Annotated in this window: 18 protein-coding genes and 1 other annotated feature (1 of these 19 only partly in view); of the genes, 2 read left to right on the plus strand and 16 right to left on the minus strand. The window is 44.5% G+C overall.

Translation table 11 applies throughout. The features are described from left to right. Positions 1-16 precede the first annotated feature (16 nt). From NSS87_RS27180 to NSS87_RS27210, 7 genes are all read right to left on the minus strand, one after another. Entirely contained in the window at positions 17-349 is a 333-nt protein-coding gene (locus NSS87_RS27180; RefSeq protein ID WP_339243517.1) for a ferredoxin family protein, read from the minus strand. Then, a complete protein-coding gene (locus tag NSS87_RS27185) occupies positions 346-1,953 on the minus strand; it encodes an FAD-binding protein (protein ID WP_339243518.1) in 1,608 nt (535 codons plus the stop codon). Before NSS87_RS27185 ends, NSS87_RS27180 begins: the two co-directional genes overlap by 4 nt. Positions 1,954-1,976: 23 nt before the next feature. Continuing rightward, on the minus strand, positions 1,977-2,864 hold the full coding sequence (locus tag NSS87_RS27190; RefSeq protein WP_339243519.1) for an ABC transporter permease: 888 nt from the start codon (positions 2,862-2,864) through the stop codon (positions 1,977-1,979). A 36-nt stretch (positions 2,865-2,900) separates the two neighbouring features. Further along, positions 2,901-3,704 carry an ABC transporter permease gene (locus NSS87_RS27195; RefSeq protein WP_339243520.1) on the minus strand — a complete coding sequence of 268 codons (804 nt, stop codon included), beginning with the start codon at positions 3,702-3,704 and terminating at the stop codon, positions 2,901-2,903. Positions 3,705-3,808: 104 nt separating this feature from the next. Beyond that, the gene (locus tag NSS87_RS27200; protein ID WP_042191938.1) at positions 3,809-4,585 is read right to left on the minus strand and encodes an ABC transporter ATP-binding protein; all 777 of its coding nucleotides are present in this window, start codon (positions 4,583-4,585) and stop codon (positions 3,809-3,811) included. Positions 4,586-4,766: 181 nt separating this feature from the next. Then, positions 4,767-6,050: an ArsB/NhaD family transporter gene (locus NSS87_RS27205; protein WP_339243521.1), complete on the minus strand. Its 1,284-nt coding sequence runs from the start codon at positions 6,048-6,050 to the stop codon at positions 4,767-4,769. Positions 6,051-6,218: 168 nt separating this feature from the next. Further along, positions 6,219-7,556 (minus strand): PQQ-binding-like beta-propeller repeat protein, encoded by a 1,338-nt coding sequence (locus tag NSS87_RS27210; protein WP_339243522.1) that lies wholly within the window; start codon positions 7,554-7,556, stop codon positions 6,219-6,221. 242 nt (positions 7,557-7,798) lie between these two features. Here NSS87_RS27210 and NSS87_RS27215 point away from each other — a divergent pair, with 242 nt between their 5' ends. Then, positions 7,799-8,884 carry an LLM class flavin-dependent oxidoreductase gene (locus NSS87_RS27215; protein ID WP_339243523.1) on the plus strand — a complete coding sequence of 362 codons (1,086 nt, stop codon included), beginning with the start codon at positions 7,799-7,801 and terminating at the stop codon, positions 8,882-8,884. A 370-nt stretch (positions 8,885-9,254) separates the two neighbouring features. Here the strand turns inward: NSS87_RS27215 and NSS87_RS27220 are convergent, their stop codons facing one another. Together NSS87_RS27220 and NSS87_RS27225 are read right to left on the minus strand one after the other, a co-directional pair. Then, positions 9,255-9,491 carry a hypothetical protein gene (locus NSS87_RS27220; protein WP_076285512.1) on the minus strand — a complete coding sequence of 79 codons (237 nt, stop codon included), beginning with the start codon at positions 9,489-9,491 and terminating at the stop codon, positions 9,255-9,257. Further along, complete coding sequence (locus NSS87_RS27225; RefSeq protein WP_042191948.1) at positions 9,488-10,495, minus strand: TIR domain-containing protein; 1,008 nt, start codon at positions 10,493-10,495, stop codon at positions 9,488-9,490. Before NSS87_RS27225 ends, NSS87_RS27220 begins: the two co-directional genes overlap by 4 nt. 157 nt (positions 10,496-10,652) lie before the next feature. Here NSS87_RS27225 and NSS87_RS27230 point away from each other — a divergent pair, with 157 nt between their 5' ends. Further along, complete coding sequence (locus tag NSS87_RS27230; RefSeq protein ID WP_339243525.1) at positions 10,653-11,804, plus strand: N-acetylmuramoyl-L-alanine amidase; 1,152 nt, start codon at positions 10,653-10,655, stop codon at positions 11,802-11,804. 72 nt (positions 11,805-11,876) lie between these two features. Here NSS87_RS27230 and NSS87_RS27235 read toward each other — a convergent pair whose 3' ends face one another. The 7 genes from NSS87_RS27235 to NSS87_RS27265 all read right to left on the minus strand — a co-directional run bounded on the left by NSS87_RS27235 (position 11,877) and on the right by NSS87_RS27265 (position 19,026). Continuing rightward, a complete protein-coding gene (locus NSS87_RS27235; RefSeq protein ID WP_339243526.1) occupies positions 11,877-12,791 on the minus strand; it encodes a glycine betaine ABC transporter substrate-binding protein in 915 nt (304 codons plus the stop codon). A 43-nt stretch (positions 12,792-12,834) separates the two neighbouring features. Further along, on the minus strand, positions 12,835-13,491 hold the full coding sequence (locus NSS87_RS27240) for an ABC transporter permease (protein ID WP_339243527.1): 657 nt from the start codon (positions 13,489-13,491) through the stop codon (positions 12,835-12,837). Beyond that, the gene (locus NSS87_RS27245; protein ID WP_042191955.1) at positions 13,488-14,627 is read right to left on the minus strand and encodes an ABC transporter ATP-binding protein; all 1,140 of its coding nucleotides are present in this window, start codon (positions 14,625-14,627) and stop codon (positions 13,488-13,490) included. Before NSS87_RS27245 ends, NSS87_RS27240 begins: the two co-directional genes overlap by 4 nt. A gap of 194 nt (positions 14,628-14,821) precedes the next feature. After that, positions 14,822-15,457 (minus strand): TrkA C-terminal domain-containing protein, encoded by a 636-nt coding sequence (locus NSS87_RS27250; protein WP_231573348.1) that lies wholly within the window; start codon positions 15,455-15,457, stop codon positions 14,822-14,824. Positions 15,458-15,538: 81 nt separating this feature from the next. Then, positions 15,539-16,798: an Nramp family divalent metal transporter gene (locus NSS87_RS27255; protein WP_042194556.1), complete on the minus strand. Its 1,260-nt coding sequence runs from the start codon at positions 16,796-16,798 to the stop codon at positions 15,539-15,541. A 267-nt stretch (positions 16,799-17,065) separates the two neighbouring features. Beyond that, positions 17,066-17,272 (minus strand): DUF2933 domain-containing protein, encoded by a 207-nt coding sequence (locus tag NSS87_RS27260; protein ID WP_042191958.1) that lies wholly within the window; start codon positions 17,270-17,272, stop codon positions 17,066-17,068. A gap of 74 nt (positions 17,273-17,346) precedes the next feature. Beyond that, on the minus strand, positions 17,347-19,026 hold the full coding sequence (locus NSS87_RS27265) for a glutamine--tRNA ligase/YqeY domain fusion protein (RefSeq protein WP_042191961.1): 1,680 nt from the start codon (positions 19,024-19,026) through the stop codon (positions 17,347-17,349). Positions 19,027-19,206: 180 nt separating this feature from the next. Next, positions 19,207-19,215, minus strand: a binding site (T-box leader); it runs 252 nt beyond the window's last position.

The raw sequence follows: 19,215 nt of genomic DNA on the forward strand, positions 1-19,215 counted from the left end.
TTAATCTTAATCAAGGTCAGAACCCTGCCCTCGACGCCAATTTGTACATAAAGTCATGACTTGCTACCGGTTGTCTGCCTTTGCCCCAGCCTACCTTTTCACGATAACCACCAAGTAATCCCTGCTTCTCTAGCCCTGCCTCTGTCACCCCAATCACTTTCTCTGAATCTGGCGCAACGTAGAGAGCATCCACAGGACAATACAGCTCACACATAAAGCAAGTCTGGCAATCGCTCTGCCGGGCAATAATAGGAATGCCATCCTCTACCCGTTCGAAGACATTGGTCGGGCAGACCGATACACATTGGTTGCACTCTACACATCTGGCAGCGCTGATCACCTCAATCATGATAGAACACCCTCCTTGGCCACGGCTTCTGTCTTCACCCATACCTGATCCAATCCACCGCTAATCAAGCGATGATGCTGTTCTTGATCCGTTCCCTTAAAATCTTCACGCTTATGCATGCCCCTCGTCTCCGTACGGGCAAGCGCGGAATTGTACATCCAGCGGGCGGTTGCAGTCATGGCTTCAGCTTCACGCGCTTTAACCCCTTCAGGTGTTCGCTGAATCTCACGGCTACGCTGATCTTTCCACAATTCATCCAGACGACCTAATGAAGAGGTCAGCCCTTTATCCGTACGGAATAAATTAATGTCATACGGCTTCACTTCAGCCTGCACAGCAGACACAACCTCTGACGTATGAGCTGATACTCCAGGCTTCACTTCTTGATGAACCAGTGGAGAAGATGATAAGCCGACTGGATTACGGTACGCTGCATTCGAGCCAAGGCTCTGCGCATAGACAGCTGCACCTTCTCCTGCAAAACTGCCGGATGACATAGCCCAAGCCGCATTATGGCTGCCACCACCAGTAAATCCCCCGCAAATTAGCTCACGGGTAGCTGCATCTCCTGCCGCATAAAGTCCGGGAACACCTGTGCCACAGCTTTCGTCCGTGATATGAATACCACCCGTCCCACGAACCGTTCCTTCGAGACGAAGCGTAACCGGAAAAGCATCCTTGAAAGGATCGATCCCTTGTCGATCAAAGGGCAAGAAAAAATTCGTCTGCGCCACCCGCAGCAGCGGTCTTAAATCCTCGGGCGCTCCATCCAGCTTGGCATACACCTGATTGCCTGCTAGCAGATTCCGAGCGATAACTGAACGCCCTTTCTTGGAACCCGCCCCTTCCACAATGCTTCCATCCTCATAATAAAAGCTGGCATAGTTGTAATATGCTGTCTTGGTTACAGAGGAGAACGTAGGGCAGATAGCATAGGCATTGGAGAATTCCATGCCGGACAAGTTCGCCCCAGCTTCAGCTGCAAATAGATAGCCATCTCCGGTCAACACGTTACAGCCGAGAGCCTTACTTAGAAAAGCACACCCACCAGTTGCAATGACAACCGCTCCTGCCTGAACAGTCCAGGTGTCACCACTCTGCGTATGGACTCCAGCCGCTCCAGCTACGCCATGCTCATCCGCTAGGAGCTCCATGGCTGGACTATGATCTAGAATTTTAACGCCCGCTTTTTTCACAAGCTTACGCATTAATTTCATATATTCCGGTCCCTGAAGACTCTTACGATACTGGTTACCCTGCTCATCTACAGGGAATGGATATCCTGAAACGCCAAGTTTGTTCATATTGGCATAGGTACGGTCTAGCACTCGGTCCATCCAGCGGGATTCAGCCAACTGACCGCCCAATGTATAACGACTTGCTTTGGCCTCCTCCCGGAGCTTCTCATCCGGCTTCACATACCAGACTCCTGTTCCTGAGGGGGCCGTTGCACCGCTCGAACCGCAGTAGCCTTTATCTGCAAGGACAACTTTCGCCCCCTTCGCTGAGGCCGTAAGGGCTGCCCATGTTCCTGCAGGGCCTCCGCCTATAACAAGCACATCCGCCACCAAATTCAACAACCCTTTTTGTATCGATCCACTCATAGCTCAAGACCTCCTCAAATGATTTACCCTTCGTAACTATCGCGCCAGAACAGGCACTTGCGTTCAATGATTCGGAACAAAGAATCGATTAGCTTGCCGACAATAGCAAAGATAATAATGCCTACAAACACAACCTCTGTATTAGAGTTCTGCTTCGCCTCATTGATCAGGAATCCAATGCCGGATTGTGATCCAATGAGTTCAGCTACAACAAGACCGATCCATGCTACAGCCAATGACAGCCGCAATCCTAACAAAATCCCGGGTAATGCTGCCGGTAATATCAGCCTGCGCAGCCTCTGATAAGGGCTAAATCCTAACACCCGGGACACCTCAAACAGCTTATTGTCCACATTGCGGATGCCCATAAACGTATTAATATAGAGCGGAAAGAATGACCCTGTCAGAATGATCACTACTTTGGACATCTCCCCAAAGCCGAACCACAAAATAATTAGCGGTGCTATAGCTAGATGAGGAACAAGCCTAAGAACCTGTACACTAGGATCGAGCACATATTCCACACTGCGAAACAAGCCAGTCAGTACTCCGAATAGAAGGCCTAGAACGCCTCCGATAAGAAATCCAACTCCCGCCCTCCCCATACTGACACCTAGGTGATGAGTTAACTCTCCAGTCACCAATAGGCCTGTAAAAGCTCTGGCGATCGACAATGGAGTCGGCAGAAACTGCGCGGAGATCAATCCGGTGCTTCCTGCCAGCTGCCAAAGTACTATTGTCACCACCGGAATGATAGCGCCCGTTCCCCAATCTGACAGTAGAGATTTCCATACTATAGGTACCGCGGATTTCTCCAATTTCTTAGTCGATAAAGGAGCAATATCACTGCTATCTAGCGATTCTCTTGCTCTTGTAGTGTTATTCAAAATAGCTTCTACTCCATCGCTCATGGCGCATCCCCCTTTCGTTTCTTGCGCGTTTTCTGTTTATCCGCGATAGCTGTCCTGCCATCTCAGCAGCCGGCGTTCAATGTAGCGAACAACAGAATCACTCACCAGTCCTGCAATGGCAAAAATAATAATTCCCACGAACACCACAGGTGTATCCGCGAATTGACGCGCGTCCGACATCATATACCCGATGCCTGAAGTGGAAGCAATCAGCTCTGCGACTACCAGACCTAACCAAGAGAGCCCCAAGGAAAGGCGCACTCCGAGAATAATATTCGGCAATGCGGCTGGAAGTACTAGTCTTACAACCTGCTTTAACCGGCTGAATCCAAGCACTCGAGATACTTCGAACAGCTTGTTATCCACGCCGCGAATACCCATGAACGTATTAATATAAAGCGGAAAAAATGCTCCTTTAGCAATCAACAGCACTTTAGACTCCTCACCGATCCCGAACCATAAAATGAATAGCGGCACTACAGCCAAGCTTGGTATCATGCGAATCATTTGCAGGGATGGATCTAGCAATTTCTCTGATCTGCGGAACAGACCTACGAGAATGCCTAATAGCAGACCAAGTCCACCACCGAGCAGGAATCCGGCAAGGGCTCTGACCAAGCTGATCCTAAAGTTCGGCCATAAATCCCCTGAAGCAGCCAAAGTTACAAATGATTCTGCAATGGTATACGGCGTCGGGAACAGCATCTCTGAGATCATTCCATAGTGTCCAAGGGTCTGCCACAGAATCAGCACAGTGCCCGGCAGCAGAAGGCCCAGTCCAAATCTTGTTACCTTTCCGGGGCGTCCGGAAGTTCTTACGGCTATAGCCCGGTTTGTCATGCTCTGCACCCACCTTTTTTAGCTTTACAATCTCTTTAAATAACAAAAAGAGACCCTCGAATATTAAACACTTTCGGAGGTCTCCATTGGTATGGTCGACATATTTATATTCCTGCCCCGTCAATAAGCTCAAGCTCATCAACTTTTTCAAAATAATTCAGCACCTTCAGGCGTAGCTCTTGAAAGGAAGACGTTGTTTTTTTGCGTGGATACGGCAGATCAACCGGGACAATCTTACGTATTTTCCCTGGGCGCGGTTCTAGAATCACTACCCGATTACCTAGAAATACAGCCTCATCAATATCATGCGTTACAAAAATCATGGTTGTTTTGTTGGCCCGCCAAATGTCCAGTAACACCGTCTGCATATGCGCTCTAGTGAACGCATCCAGTGCACCAAACGGTTCATCCAGCAGCAGGATTTTGGGATTTCGCAGTAGCGCACGGGCTATCGCCACCCGTTGGGCCATCCCTCCCGATAACTCCCGGGGATAGGATTTCTCAAACCCATTTAACTTGACGAGATCAATCAACTCATCGACCTTACGTCTAATTTCTTTGTTGCCTAGCGGCAAATCAGAAGCAATATTCTTCTCTACGGTGAGCCAAGGAAAGAGACGATGCTCTTGAAAAATAAATCCCTTATCGATTCCGGGACCCCCAATCTCCGTCCCTCCTAAGGTAACGCTCCCCGTATATCCACTGTCCAAACCGGCCACGATGCGCAGCAGCGTGCTTTTGCCACAGCCACTGGGCCCGATGACCGTAATGAATTCACCCTCTTGCACATGGAGATCAACATTATACAGTGCCTGAACATGCCCTCCGGTAGTCTCAAAACGTTTATTTAGATTTGAAATCGACAGCAACGCTTCTCCCATCGTGACCCCTCCTTAAATTCTGTATACAAAAAAACAGAGGTATTGCGCTTTTACATTCGCAATACCTCTGTAGGAACAGTCGGTAATTTTTATTCAAAGTAAATCAATTGGAATTATAATATTTAAAATATCATCCATTTGAAAAGCTGTCAACAATAAAACTTTTTTCAGACACACTTGTTTACATCAAATATCTTAAATATAAATATATGCTTGAGATCACAATGGACAGCAGCATTAAAGGGAAACCCACCTTCAAATACTTCATGAATGTAATCGGATAACCCTCTTTTCCAGCTAGACCAGCAACAATCAGATTAGCACTGGCACCGATCAATGTACCATTGCCACCCAAGCAGGCACCCAAGGCTAGACTCCACCAGAGGGGCTCCAGATTGGTAATCCCCATCTGCCCCATCTCCTGTATCAAAGGGATCATCGTTGCTACAAAAGGAATATTATCAAGAAACGCAGAAGCAATTGCACTGACCCATAAGATCATCATCGAGCTCATGAGCACATCCCCACCCGTTAAATCAATCGCTTTGGCAGCCAGCTCCGCGATGACACCTGTCTCGACGAGTCCTGATACCAAAACAAACAGTCCGATAAAAAAGAAGATCGTAATCCATTCCACGCTGTGAAAAGCTTTTTCCAGCATGTGTTCTCCTCCAGTTAATAAGAGCAGTAAAAAAGCCCCCGCTAAGGCAACCGTAGCGGACTCCAAATGTAGCGCCTGATGTAAAAAGAAGCCTATAATCGTAAATCCAAGTGCGGTAAGGCATTTTCGCAACAGCTTATGATCCGTAATCATTGCCTTCTCGTCCATGTTCATGATACTTTGCTGCAATTCCGGAGTGGATTTAATTTGCTTACTAAACATCAGTAGTAAAAGCGGGATATACGCTAACATAATGATGATAATCACAGGTGTTAGATTGCTGATAAAGGACATAAACGTCAGCTCTTTCACAGCACTGCCGATCATAATATTCGGTGGATCTCCGATCAATGTTGCCGTCCCACCGACATTCGATGCAATAATTTGTGACATCAAAAAAGGCAGCGGATTTATACGTAGTTGCCTTGTAATACTGAAGGTAACAGGCACCATAAGTAGCACTGTTGTAACATTATCCAAGAAAGCAGATGCCACAGCAGTAACAACAAACAAAGCAATCAGGATTCTTCTCGGCTTCCCTTTCGCCAGCTTTGCTGATTTCACTGCCGCATATTTAAAAAGTCCTGTCTCTGCAGTAATCCCTACAATCATCATCATGCCTACAAGTAATCCGATGGTATTAAAATCAATGTGATGTAGTGCCGTCTCCTGATCCACAATGCCCATCGCTACCATAACAATAGCGCCTAACATCGCTAGGATCGTACGGTGAATTTTCTCAGAAATAATCAGTCCATAAATCAGTAGAAAAATACCTATTGCCCAAATCGCTTGCTGTTCCATGATATCCCCCGGTCCTTCTATCTAATTTCATTAATGGTACAACCTACTCATTATATAACCTATTTATCATAAAATAGATTTGTATTTTTCGCACTGGAATTGTGGATTACTCCATAAAAAACGACTCTGCCGAGTATTTATCGGAGAGCCGTTTTTTTATGGAGTCGATTATTTCATTTTCAAAACCTGAGGCTCCTTAAAAGCGGTCAAAATACCTTTGCTCTGCACAATAATCATACCGCTTTCCAGCAAGGTTGGGCCGAACACTCTACCTGATGTTTTGAGCTGCACAACCGGTTTTGCGGAAATCAAATCTATCGCGATTAATTTGCCGTCAGTCTGGGCTACATACATGCCATGTCCGAGCAGATCGAAGCGGGCAATCGGATTGCTGATTCCACTGTACTGAACCGCTGATTTATTCGCCATTTTAACACCATAAATGCTCTGTTCGTTACTAAAAAGAATTCTTCCATCATAAGGACCAGCGGCGTAGGATAACTTAGCTCCGATGGATTCGTAAGAATAATTATCGCGTGTTACGGTAGCAGGATCAGCATTGACTGGATAGCTGTAGACACCTTTTTGTCCTGTTATAAAAATTCTGTCACCGTCACTCCAAGCAATGCCCCCCTTTGGTGCTTCGGGATCATTTGGGTCAATATTAGCAGGGTTATAAACTACCGTCTTCACTACTTTACCTGTCTTAACATCCAAACTGTCGAGTGTAGTAAGAGGAAGAGCGTCGAATAAGGTAGCCTTACGTTGTGTTATAAGCGTTCCATTAATCTCAGTAATCGGAAAATAATGATCCTTGTTATTCCAAAGCTCCTTACCCGTTGTTCGATCAAAGGCATGTAGAATGTCATACGTATACGCTCCGGATTCTGAGTTTTGAGCTAATATCAGGTTTCCCTCAACCATGAACGGTTCATACAGCTTTTCACCGAAATTATCACGCCACTGCAGTTTCCCATCCTTCAGATTGTAGGCTTGAATATCACCATTGGCAGCAAAAAGCTGATCTTTATCAATAACTAATTGGCTGATGCCTTTGCTGTTTGCCGATGAACTCCATTTATTTTTTCCGGTAGCCGCGTTAACTGCATAGATTGTGCCTGCTTCTGAAGTCACATAGGCCACTCCATCTTGGTAAAGTAACGGTGTCTTTAATTTGGAGCCATATTTCCACATTACTTTTCCCGTCTGAGCGTTAATGGCTAAAAGCTGACCCTTTTGTAGGATAAAAGCTTTGCCCGCACCGACTGCAACTACGCCCTTGCCCATAATGTAGTCCGTCGCTATATCTCCTAGCGTTGGCAAATCCATCGTAGTGGACCACTCAACCTTCGCAGCAGACAAATTTACATAATAATCATCTAAATTCGAGCCTATAAAGGAAGTGTGCGAATCAACCGCAGCAGCTTGTACCGGGTTTACCATAAGCAATACCCCTAAACCAATAATCACAGTACGAAGATATGACTTCAATAATGTTCCTCTCACCACCACACGCCTCCTCATATAAATGCTTCAATTGGATAGATTCTCAAAATAAAATATAATACTAATGACGAGCAGGATGTAAGAACATGGATTATTATTCCTCATTTTGACATCCTAAAGAGCAGAAATCAAAACATTTACTCATAAACTTACAATTTGTAAGTTATTGTGTTATAATAATCACATTCTTCTATAAACGAACAAGCTTTATCAAATATATGAATAACAAGGGGTTTGTAATCATGAGTAACGAGGTAACCACAGCACCAGCATCCGATTTTGAATTCGGTATCTACACCTTAGGAGACATTGTAGCTGATTGTCATACCGGGAATAAGATCAGCCCGAAACAACGACTCGACGAAATTGTAGCTGCGGCCAAGCTGGCGGATGAGGCGGGGCTTGATGTATTCGGTGTAGGTGAGCATCATCGTCTTGATTTTGCGATTTCTTCGGTTCCAGTCGTGCTGGCAGCCATCTCCCAGGTTACCCGCAGAATCAAGTTGACGAGCGCCACTACTGTATTAAGCACCATTGATCCCGTGCGCGTATTCGAGGATTTCGCCACACTTGATTTACTATCAGATGGCCGTGCAGAGATTATTGCTGGACGTGGTGCTTTTGTGGAATCTTTTCCGCTCTTTGGGTACGAACTTGAAGACTATCATCGACTATTCGCCGAGAATATTAATCTGCTTCTCGAGCTTAATAAGCATGAAATTATGAACTGGGAGGGTTCCTTCCGCTCATCCTTGAAGGATTCTGAGATTGCACCACGCCCTCTTCAGCAAAGCCTTCCTGTATGGATAGGTGTAGGTGGTTCTCCTGAAAGCGCGGAAAAAGCTGGGGTACTCGGGACTGGAATGGCCATCGCCATTCTTAGCGGTAGTCCAGAACCTTTCCAAGAGCTTGCTGCAACTTATCGACGCGCTGGAATTCAGGCGGGTCATGCCCCTGAATCTTTAAAGATTGCGATTACTAGCCACGGCTACATTGCCGAAACTTCACAGCAAGCGCTCGATGAATATTACCCATACTACTATAGTTATCGTAATTCCATCAGCCCAAAACCTGGTCAAGAATACAATGTATCTCGTGACGACTTTGGGCAATATGTATCTGCTGATAACACGATGGCTGTAGGTAGCCCGCAGCAAATTATTGAAAAAATCCTCTATCAGCATGAGCTTTTCGGCCATAGCCGCTTTATGACTCAGCTCGACATCGGCGGCCTTCCTTACGCCAAGGTAGCCAAAGCTATTGAACTATTGGCAACTGAGGTCGCCCCTGTCGTACGACGCGAGATTGCCAAGAAGAATAGCCGATAGAACTGAGGGGCTGTACCAGTTAATAAAAAAGCACTTCTCCCGCTCGTGGAGAAGTGCTTTTTGTGCTGTTGCAACATTGTGTCTTGCTGTAAGAAGTGAACCGGAAGCTCTGCTCAAGAATTAGGGAATATCTCCCTGAAAATCGGAGATTTCTACTCAATAGACTAACAATTAGGGAATACCTCCCTATAATTAACCTGATTCGGCGGTAAATATAGATATTCCCCCGATTTTTAGGGAGGAATTCCCTGATTTCACTCATTTAGAGTAATTAGCAGCTATTTTCAGGGAGCTTTTCCCTAATTACTCTCAAAAAAAAGAAGCTGCCCCCTAAGTAGATTCACTACTTTTGAGACAGCACTTATGCTCATCACGCAAAGGATGGTTTATTGTTGTCTACCTTCCCGCTAATAAGCTTCTTATATTCATCGTCTCCACCATCTAAAGAAGGCGCAGTATAAATTTGAGCTGAAGCTGGTTGCTGAGCGGAATGGCTCGACCCTGTTTTGCTTGTGGTATTCTTATTATCTTCTGCACTCCTGCTTCCACCACTTGCAGAGCGGAGAACAGCACCCGATAAGTTGTTAATACCCTTTATTCGCTTCATGCTGAATCCTCCCCTACTAAATGATTGATGGTACGGAATAAATCCTGATTATTCGCAACTACCGCCTTAAGATCATCCGCAGATAATCCATCACTCCCTGAAAAGTGTACGGAAAGAACATACTTCTTACCTAGAGGATAGCATAGGATATATACCTCCGCAACTTCCGTGCGTTGAAAAAAAGTCCATTTGCTCGATAAAAATGCATCTACCACACTAGGCTGCTTCTCATTCCCTTTCGTAACAGTCAAGGAATAGGAGTGCCCACGTCCGACATTTCCTCCCACCTGAACAAGCTGTTCCTTCTCTTGAGCCTGCCAGATCGCAGCACCGATCACACGACAATGCTTCGGAGGTAAGAAAGAATTGCGGATCGCCTCACTGAGTGCGTGATACTTCTCTCCATCCTCAGAGATGGTCACATTACTATTATATTGCCAAAAAAAATGAAGGATACTTTCTTTGCGCCTTAATTCCATCTTTAGCTGCTCTAAATCTTTCACCGGGTCACGGAATTTTCCAAACCCCTGGACACTATCAATAATCTTACCACAGCTCACATCCACAGCAGCCGTAGGATTATCATGGTGCATCTCATACTCTAAAGCTGTAATTCCCGACAAATCGGACAACAGATGATATTCTTCAACATTCTGTCCAGGGATTAAATCGTCGCGGGCAGTCACCTGATCCGGCACTAAGCAAAAAACGCGATTACGCCGTAATCTGGCCCAAAACAATCCCATTTCAAACCCCGTATTATCACGAGTCACATAATAAAATTTACCGCGTATTTTGGCGACATCATCTGGCGAGAACACAAATACGGCAAAATCGCTCTCATCCAAATTTCTCTCCAGTGCCTCCATCGTGTATTCATTCGCTCGAAAGGCATTGGCATACCAAGGATGTACTTCAGCATCCCTCTTCAGCTGCTCATGAATCGCTCTTGCATAACGTATGGATTCTCTGGAAGATCCAATGAATAGCTTTGGTTTAGTCACGGCAGTGCTCCTTCATCCTTCCCGATATGTAATAATTATACAAGTCTTTAGACCACCAGAAAAGAGGCCAAGTTCTCATAAATTTCTCAAAAAATATTATTCTAAACCTCGTAAAGTGGGTAAAAAATTACGACTACTTTGAAAAAGCGAGGATACTATGAAAAAAATGATAGGTGTCACATTGCTTGCAGCAAGCCTTATGGGTATAACAGCGTCACAGCCTGCTGAAGCTAAAACGGCAGCAGTTAGTTATACCGCTCAGGTATACGCGAACTCTTTAAATGTACGCAGTGAGCCGGCAAAGAATGCAACTGTTGTAGGATCTATTAAGAACGGAGCAAAAGTAACTGTGACCGATGAACAACACGGGTGGTTGAAGGTTAAGACGGGGAACACCTCTGGCTGGGTAGCCGGCTATTACCTTAAAAAGGTGAACAATAGCTCCAAGCAATCTGGCGCTTCTGGATCATCGGTAGCTTCCAAACCCAGCACTACTTCTTCCACCTCAACCAGCGCCTTGAGTAGTACCACAAAGGTTACAGTTACGGCAGATTCACTACGCGTTCGAAGCGGTCCAGGCACACAATATAAGGTACTCGGTTCTTTAAAAGCTAAGGATACAGCTATCCTCCTCCTTCGTCAGGACGATTGGGCACGAATTCGAACAGCTAGCGGTGACATCGGTTGGGTCGCAGCACAATACATCCGATCTGGAACCACGCCAAGAAGCACAAGCACTACAAGCAGCATTTCGCACACAGGAAATTTACGAGGAAAATTAATCGTCGTAGATCCCGGTCATGGCGGCAGTGATCCGGGAATGCTCGGCACTACATATAACACCATGGAGAAGGATTTGAATCTGCAAACCGCACTTTATCTCCGCGATGCCCTTTTAGCTAAAGGTGCACGAGTTGAGATGACACGTACCCGGGAGGATCAGAAGCCTACGCTCGCACGGCGTGTTCAGATGAGTGAGGACCTGCGTGCAAATGCATTTGTAAGCATTCATTATAATTCCTCTCCGAAAAAAGTATCTGGGACACTAACCTTCTTTTACTCCGAGTCCGATGATCTAAAGCTGGCACGGGCGATTGAAACCCGGCTGGGACAAGGCATCGGTCTAAAGAGCAATGGGTTATCCTTTGGTGATTATCACATCCTAAGGGAGAATCGAATTCCAGCTACCTTAGTTGAACTCGGATTTCTTACCAACCCTACAGATGAGTCAATTGTCCGTAAATCCTCCTATCAGAAAAAAGCAGCCAAGGCTATCGCCGAAGGATTGGCAGACTACTTCAGAAACTAGACAGACCTATAAATAATCAGCAAAGAAGCAGGCTAGGAAATTCCCTAGCCTGCTTTAGTTTATATTTCATATTTAGCCTTCTATTAATCCCTTTTTGATCAGGAAATTACGAGCTACATCCTCTTCCTTGAGCGCATCCACATCAACTTCTGCGTTCAATTGCTGCATTTCTTCGTCACTGATTTGTCCGTTCAATTGATTTAAGACGCCTTTCAATTCAGGGTATTTATCTAACGTTTCCTGACGAATAATCGGTCCTGCATCATAAGGTGGGAAGAATTCCTTATCATCCTGCAGAATCACCAGATCATGTACTTTAATTTGTGCATCCGTCGCGTATGCATTGGTTACATCTGTTTCCCCATCGTCAATCGAACGGTACATGATACCATGGTCCATTCCTTTGCTCTGCTTGAAATCCATTCCGTAGAGTTTTTGGATACCGGGGTATCCGTCCTCACGATCCAAGAACTCGAACTCTACGCCAAGAACCATATTTCCAGATACTTTGGCCAAATCGCTGAAAGTCTTTAGATTGTACTTCTCAGCCGTTTCACGACTAACAGCTAAAGTATAGGTATTATTTATGCCGAATGGATCCAGAAAGGCCATTCCATCTTTTTCAAGCAGTTCTCTGGTTTTTGCCAACGATTCATCAGAGTTTCCCGTCTCCTCTTGATAGTAATTGGCTACAATGGTTCCGGTGTAATCCGGATATAGCTGGATATTATTATTCTCAAGCGCACTCCAAGCTACATTAGAGCCTCCCAAGTTCATCTGACGCTTCACTTTAATATCTGTTTTATCTTCTATCAGATCTGCCATCATATGAGCGAGTAGAACATTCTCCGTGAAGTTTTTGGAGCCAATCGTGATTTCTCCACTGTTACCCGCAGCAGCGTTATTATTCCCGCCACCACACCCAGCAAGTAACGTCCCCATTAATACTGTAGTTAGAACGCCTGTCATCAATTTTGGAATTTTCATATATAATCTCCCCTTTTATATTCTTTCAAGACTAGAGTTTTAGTTATACTTTCAATCCCTTTGGAGTCGTTAATCTTTCAAGCAATCCGAGTAGATAATCCAGCACGAGTGCAAGAATCGCGGCCGGAATAGCGCCAAGTAAGGTTAGAGCTTCGATGTTCCGTTGAATACCTAAGAAAATAAATTCACCCAATCCGCCAGCACCGATAAAGGCTGCCAGTGTTGCTGTCCCGACATTAATAACTGCAGCAGTACGGATCCCCGCCATAATTACACTTAAAGCTAAAGGGAGTTGAACCCTGAATAGAATTTGCCAGCTCTTCATTCCCATTCCCCGGGCCGCTTCCACTATAGACGGATCCACATCAGTAATTCCCGTGTAGGTGTTGCGGATGATTGGCAGCAGTGAATACAGAAACAAAGCTACAACTGCCGTCTTCATCCCTATGCCAAATAGAGGAATCATAAATCCGAGCATCGCCAGACTAGGTATTGTCTGAAGAATCCCCGCAGCACCAAGCGTAATCCCTTTCAGTGGTTTAACCCGTGTAATCAAGATTCCAAGCGCAATGCCAACAATAATTGCAAATAACATGGACAAGAGCACAAGTTGCATATGCACTCCCATAGAATGAATCAAATCATCCCTACGTAAATCTAATTGATATATGAGTTGTTGCCATAACGATTGATCTCTCATACAGACACTTCCTCCTCTTTCGTGCCTCCCCATTGTGCTGCAAACGCCGTCAGAAGACTACCTCTTGTAACAATCCCGGCAATGTTCCCCTCAGCGGTTACAATCGGAATAATGCCGTATGGAGCTTCCGTAATCAATGATAATGCGTCTCTTGCTGTTGCTGTATCCTGCAGCACCACCCCAGGTGGTGTCATAATTTCCTCGATAGTAAGGCTTTGTTCCATTTTGGCGGTAACATCATAAGCGGAGACTATGCCAAGCAGCTTACCTTTCTCGTTTCCAACCAGTAATGTATCCATTTTGCGTTGACGCATAAAGGTAAGAGCTTTACCCAGCGTGCGCCCGGGAAGAGATGTAGATGGATTGTCACGCATAACTTCTGTTACGGGGATATACTCAGGGTTTTGGTAAATACGGTTTTTGCCGATAAATGATTCTACGAAATCATTAGCAGGCCGGCTGAGCAGCTCATAAGGTGTATCTAGTTGAACGATTTCACCATCTTTTAGAATAGCGATTTTATCTCCAAGCTTCAGTGCTTCATCCATATCATGTGTTACAAATACTATTGTCTTCTTCACTTCTTGTTGCATGCGCAGCAGTTCATCCTGCAGCTGCTCACGGGTAATAGGGTCCAAAGCACCAAACGGTTCATCCATCAATATAATCTCGGGATCAGCAGCCAATGCACGGGCTACACCTACACGCTGCTGCTGCCCACCTGATAATTGTTTCGGATAACGCTTGGCAAATATGGCCGGATCAAGTCCGACTAGGCGGAGCATTTCGAGCACCCGTTCTTTTTTCTTCTTCACATCCCAGCCCTTTAGGTCGGGAATCAAGCCTACATTATCTTCTATGGTGTAGTGCGGGAACAAACCAGCTTGTTGAATAACATAACCGATGTTCTTGCGGAGGGTTACGGGGTTCTCCTTGGTGATATCTTTGCCGTGGATATAAATATGGCCTGAAGTATGCGGAACAAGACGATTTATCATTTTCATCGTTGTTGTCTTTCCGCAACCGCTCGGACCGATCAATACTAGTATTTCTCCAGCTTCAATTTCAAAGCTAATATTCTTAACTGCTTCATAACCATTCGGGTATTTCTTACCTACTTTTTCAAATTTCAGCATAGGGTCTCTCCTTCTTATTTCTATCGTCAGATCATCTCACCGGGCGACTCTGTAAGTTAAACTATAACAAACAACTCCCCAACTGACAACCTACATTATTATAATAAGTTGTTTGTAAATAAATGTAATATTGTAATTATAAAAAAAGCTATCCAGTGATAAACCCCGCTGGATAGCCTTTTTTTGATCTATTATTATAAATGATTCTCTGCATTTTTATTAATAAATTGCTCTGTTCTTTGGTACATTTTCTCATCACCAACTGCTACAAGTACATCATTTTCTCTGAGTATGACATGTGGACCTGGGGAGATTGTTACGTTCGCACCCCGGCGAAGCGCTATAATCGTAGCACCTGTATTCTGCCAAAATTGTAATGCTCCAATGGTTTTGCCAACCACATGTGATTCCTCATGGATTGTAATTTCTTCCGGGTGGTACGGCTTTAAATTCTTCATCCGGTCTGATGCCTCGATAATTCCAGTTAGTACCCTCTCGAACTTGCCGTCAAGCTTCTTCTTTTCAAGCAACAATTGCTCTAGATCCTGTTTCAACGAATAAGCTGATTTCAGATAGTTATTCCTAGTAATATACTCATACGCCTTTTGATCAGAGATGACAATAATCTCTTTTCCTTGCGAAACAAACACTATATTCTCATCCTTCAATAATCCCATAGCCTTACGAATCGTTTCTGGAGAAACATGATATTGCCCTGCCAATAGAGAACGCCCGGATAGCTTACTCTGTACGGGAAATTCCCCGCTTACAATTCTTTGTGCAATATCAAGGGCTATAGACTTATAACCGGATATTTCTTGCATGGACATTGTCGATCTCCTTACTCTGGCGTGAATTATAAACATGCTCAAGTATACCTTTTTTCACTCACCAAATAAAGATGTCCTGCCTTATCCAAATATTTGATATACCAAAAATAAATTTAACGATACAACAAGACCAGAGATAAGCCAGCCGAGAGCAGCTGTCATCTTACGATTCACTAACCCGCCCATAATCTGACGATTGCTTGTAAACATAACCAGTGGTACCAGAGCAAAGGCAATCCCAAAGGACAAGATCACCTGGCTGATAACGAGTGCTTTCGTTGGATTTACACCAAAACCAATGATAGCCAAAGGTGGAATAATCGTAATCGCACGGCGTAAGTACAGGTTAATTCTTTTGTTGATGAAGCCTTGCATTACCACATCGCCAGCCATAGTTCCTACAGAAGAGCTCGATAGTCCTGCGATGAGTAGTCCTAAGCCAAAGGAGATGGCCGTTACGGGTCCAGCTAAGTGACTAAATTGCTGAAACGCAACATCCAAATCCTCAACCACGATACCATTTTTAAAAAATAATGCGGCTGAGACAATAACCATCGCCAGATTCACTGCCCCTGCAATAATCATCGCAATAATAATATCTATGAATTCCAGTTTAAAGATTTGTTTCTTCTCCGCTTCATTTACTCCGACAATACGGTTCTGTGTAAGTGATGAATGTAGATAAATGGCATGTGGCATCACGGTTGCGCCTAGAATTCCTGCGGCCAAAAGAATGCTATCCACCCCTTCAAACTTAGGTGTGAACATGCCTACAGCAACAGCACCCATATCCGGTTTAGCTACAATTACTTGAAAAGCAAAAGCTAATACAACTATAAGAATCATTGCAGCAATTCCGGCCTCAAGGGAACGGTAACCCCGGCGCTGAAGCTCCAGGATAGCAAATGAACCGACCGCAGTAATGAGTGCTGCCGGCAGCATGGGAATATCAAATAATAGATAAAGCCCCAATGCTGCCCCGATAAACTCCGCCAGATCGGTAGCTATTATCACCAGTTCACTTTGAATCCATAAGAAGATCGATACACTCTTCGGAAAACGATCATGAGCGATCTCCGGCAGATTCTTTCCTGTAGCAATACCAAGCTTGGCGGATAACGCCTGAATAAGAACGGCCATTAAATTCGAGGCTACAATCACCCATAATAAAAGATAGCCGTATTTTGAACCTGCCGTAATGTTGGTGGCAAAATTACCTGGATCCAGATAAGCAACCGCAGCGATAAACGCTGGACCTAAGAAAGGAAGTAATCTTTTAATTCCTTTGGTCTCCCCATTAAGTACGGCTTGCGCCGAAATGGAGTTTTTATGTTGTCTCATATGCGGTTGTTCTATATGTGGTTTTTCTATTAAAGTTTGTTCCAACATGTCCATTCCTCCTCTTGCCCAAAAAAAGTTGTCTATATACACGAAAGTTTCCTCTGTGCAACTTATATTTAAAGTATATGCTCATTTCTGAAAAATGTAAATATGTTTCATTAGAAATTTTCATATGCTTGTCCACCTACGACCAAGAACAAAAAAAGCTGGACGATGATCAGAAATTACCCGATCTTCGCCCAGCTTAAGCCAATTAATCCGAAATGCTTATGGTGTGAGACTTTGAATATCTCTTCTCATTTGTTCATTCTGCATTTTCAGCTCATTCAATTCTTTCTGAAGCTCCTGATAATCAGGCGACGCTTGCTTTCTCGACCCATGCCCGTGCCCGTGTCCATGTTTCCCACCCAGTCCGAACATCATAAATAACATCATCAAAGGACAGATCAATGTGATTAACCAAGACCAATTCATAGCATTACCTCCTACAATTTCATTATGACCTCTATATCATAAAGAAAAGTTGTGGAGAAAGGATGTGCTGTGAATTACGAATTTTTCTTCCATGTATCCTTAAGCGGCACAATTCGGTTCAGTACCAGCTTATCTGCTGTGGTATATTTCTTATCTACACAGAAGAATCCATGCCGGATGAATTGAAATTTATCTTCTGGAAGTGCACTCGCCATGGAAGGCTCCAACAAACAATCCTTCAGAATGGTTAGGGAATCTGGATTAAGATACGCGTCCCAGCGCTCATCCTCTTCTTTAGGACCGTCGTTATCTTTTAGCAACCGCTCATATAGATGAACTTCCGCCTTGATCGCGTGCTCTGCCGATACCCAGTGGATGGTCGCTTTAACCTTCCGTTCATTAAATCCACTTCCACTCTTCGTTCTCGGATCATAGGTGCAGCGAAGCTCTATAACCTCTCCAGTTGCTTCGTCCTTGAGCACCTCATTGCACTTAATGAAGTAGGCGCCCTTTAACCTAACCTCATTCCCTATAGTCAGCCTGTGATAACCTTTGGGTGGCTCCTCCATGAAATCCTCTTGTTCAATATAAAGCGTCCGTGAAAAAGGAACTTCCCTTTCCCCAAGCGTCTTATCCTCACTGTTATTCTCAATCTTCAGCCATTCGCTTTGATTCTCAGGGTAGTTAGTAATAACCACCTTTAGAGGCTTTAGAACAGCCATCACGCTAGTTGCCTTCGCCTTCAAATCTTGTCTAAGCGAATGCTCTAACATGGCAATATCTACAATGGTGCTATTCCTAACAAATCCAATTTCCTTCACAAAATTCCGAATACTCTCCGGCGTAAAACCTCTTCTCCGCAGTCCGCGAAGCGTTGGAAGTCTTGGATCATCCCAGCCATCCACATAATGTCCTGTAACCAGTTGTCTAATATACCGTTTGCTAGTAACGACGCCGGTGATATTTACGCGTCCGAATTCCCTTTGCTTTGGAGCCTCAGGGGTATCCAGTTCATTCAGCACCCACTCATACAGTGGTCGATGATCCTTAAACTCAATGGAACATAGGGAATGCGTAATCCCTTCGATTGCATCTTGTATAGGATGGGCAAAATCATACATCGGATAGATGCACCAATCGTTGCCGGTTCTATAATGCTCCGCATGAATGATTCTGTAAATCACTGGATCACGCAAGTTGATATTAGGTGAGCTCATATCTATTTTGGCCCGTAATACTCTGGCTCCCGTCGGATAGGCTCCATTCCTCATCTCCGTGAATAACTTCAAATTCTCTTCCACAGAACGCTCCCGATAAGGGCTGTTCTTTCCCGGCTCAGTAAGCGTTCCTCTATAAGCTGACACCTCTTCAGGTGATAAATCGCAGACGTAGGCTTTTCCTTTTTGGATTAACTTTACCGCGCTATTATATATTTTTTCCGAATAGTCTGATCCGTAGAAAGTATGGTCTGGCGGGTAGCCCATCCATAACATATCTTCGCAAATAGCATTTACATACTCCAGATCCTCTTTTAAAGGATTGGTGTCATCGAACCGCAAATGGAACTTCCCGCCATACTTTTTCGCAGTCGTATAGTTCGTGTGAATAGCATACGCACTGCCAATATGCAAATACCCATTAGGCTCCGGTGGGAATCTCGTGCAAATATCTCTACTGTAAGTTCCAGCTTCCAGCTCTTCTTGAATCAATCTGTCGATGTAACTCTCTGCTAATACTTCCGGTTCCTTGTTCATTGGTATTACCTCCTGTTTATAAGTGATATCCGCCTGATTATTCTGCACAAGCATAAACGCCTTCGGCGTCCTATAAGGACGGTAAGTGTTTAAGCGAGAAATATAAGGATAAAGTATAGTGTGAAACTTATACTTTCTTATATTTAAATAAAAAAGAACCTCACCTCCAAGACTTATGGTCTTGGGGAC

The organism is Paenibacillus sp. FSL F4-0243, from assembly GCF_037963295.1.
GTDB lineage: Bacteria > Bacillota > Bacilli > Paenibacillales > Paenibacillaceae > Paenibacillus_AQ.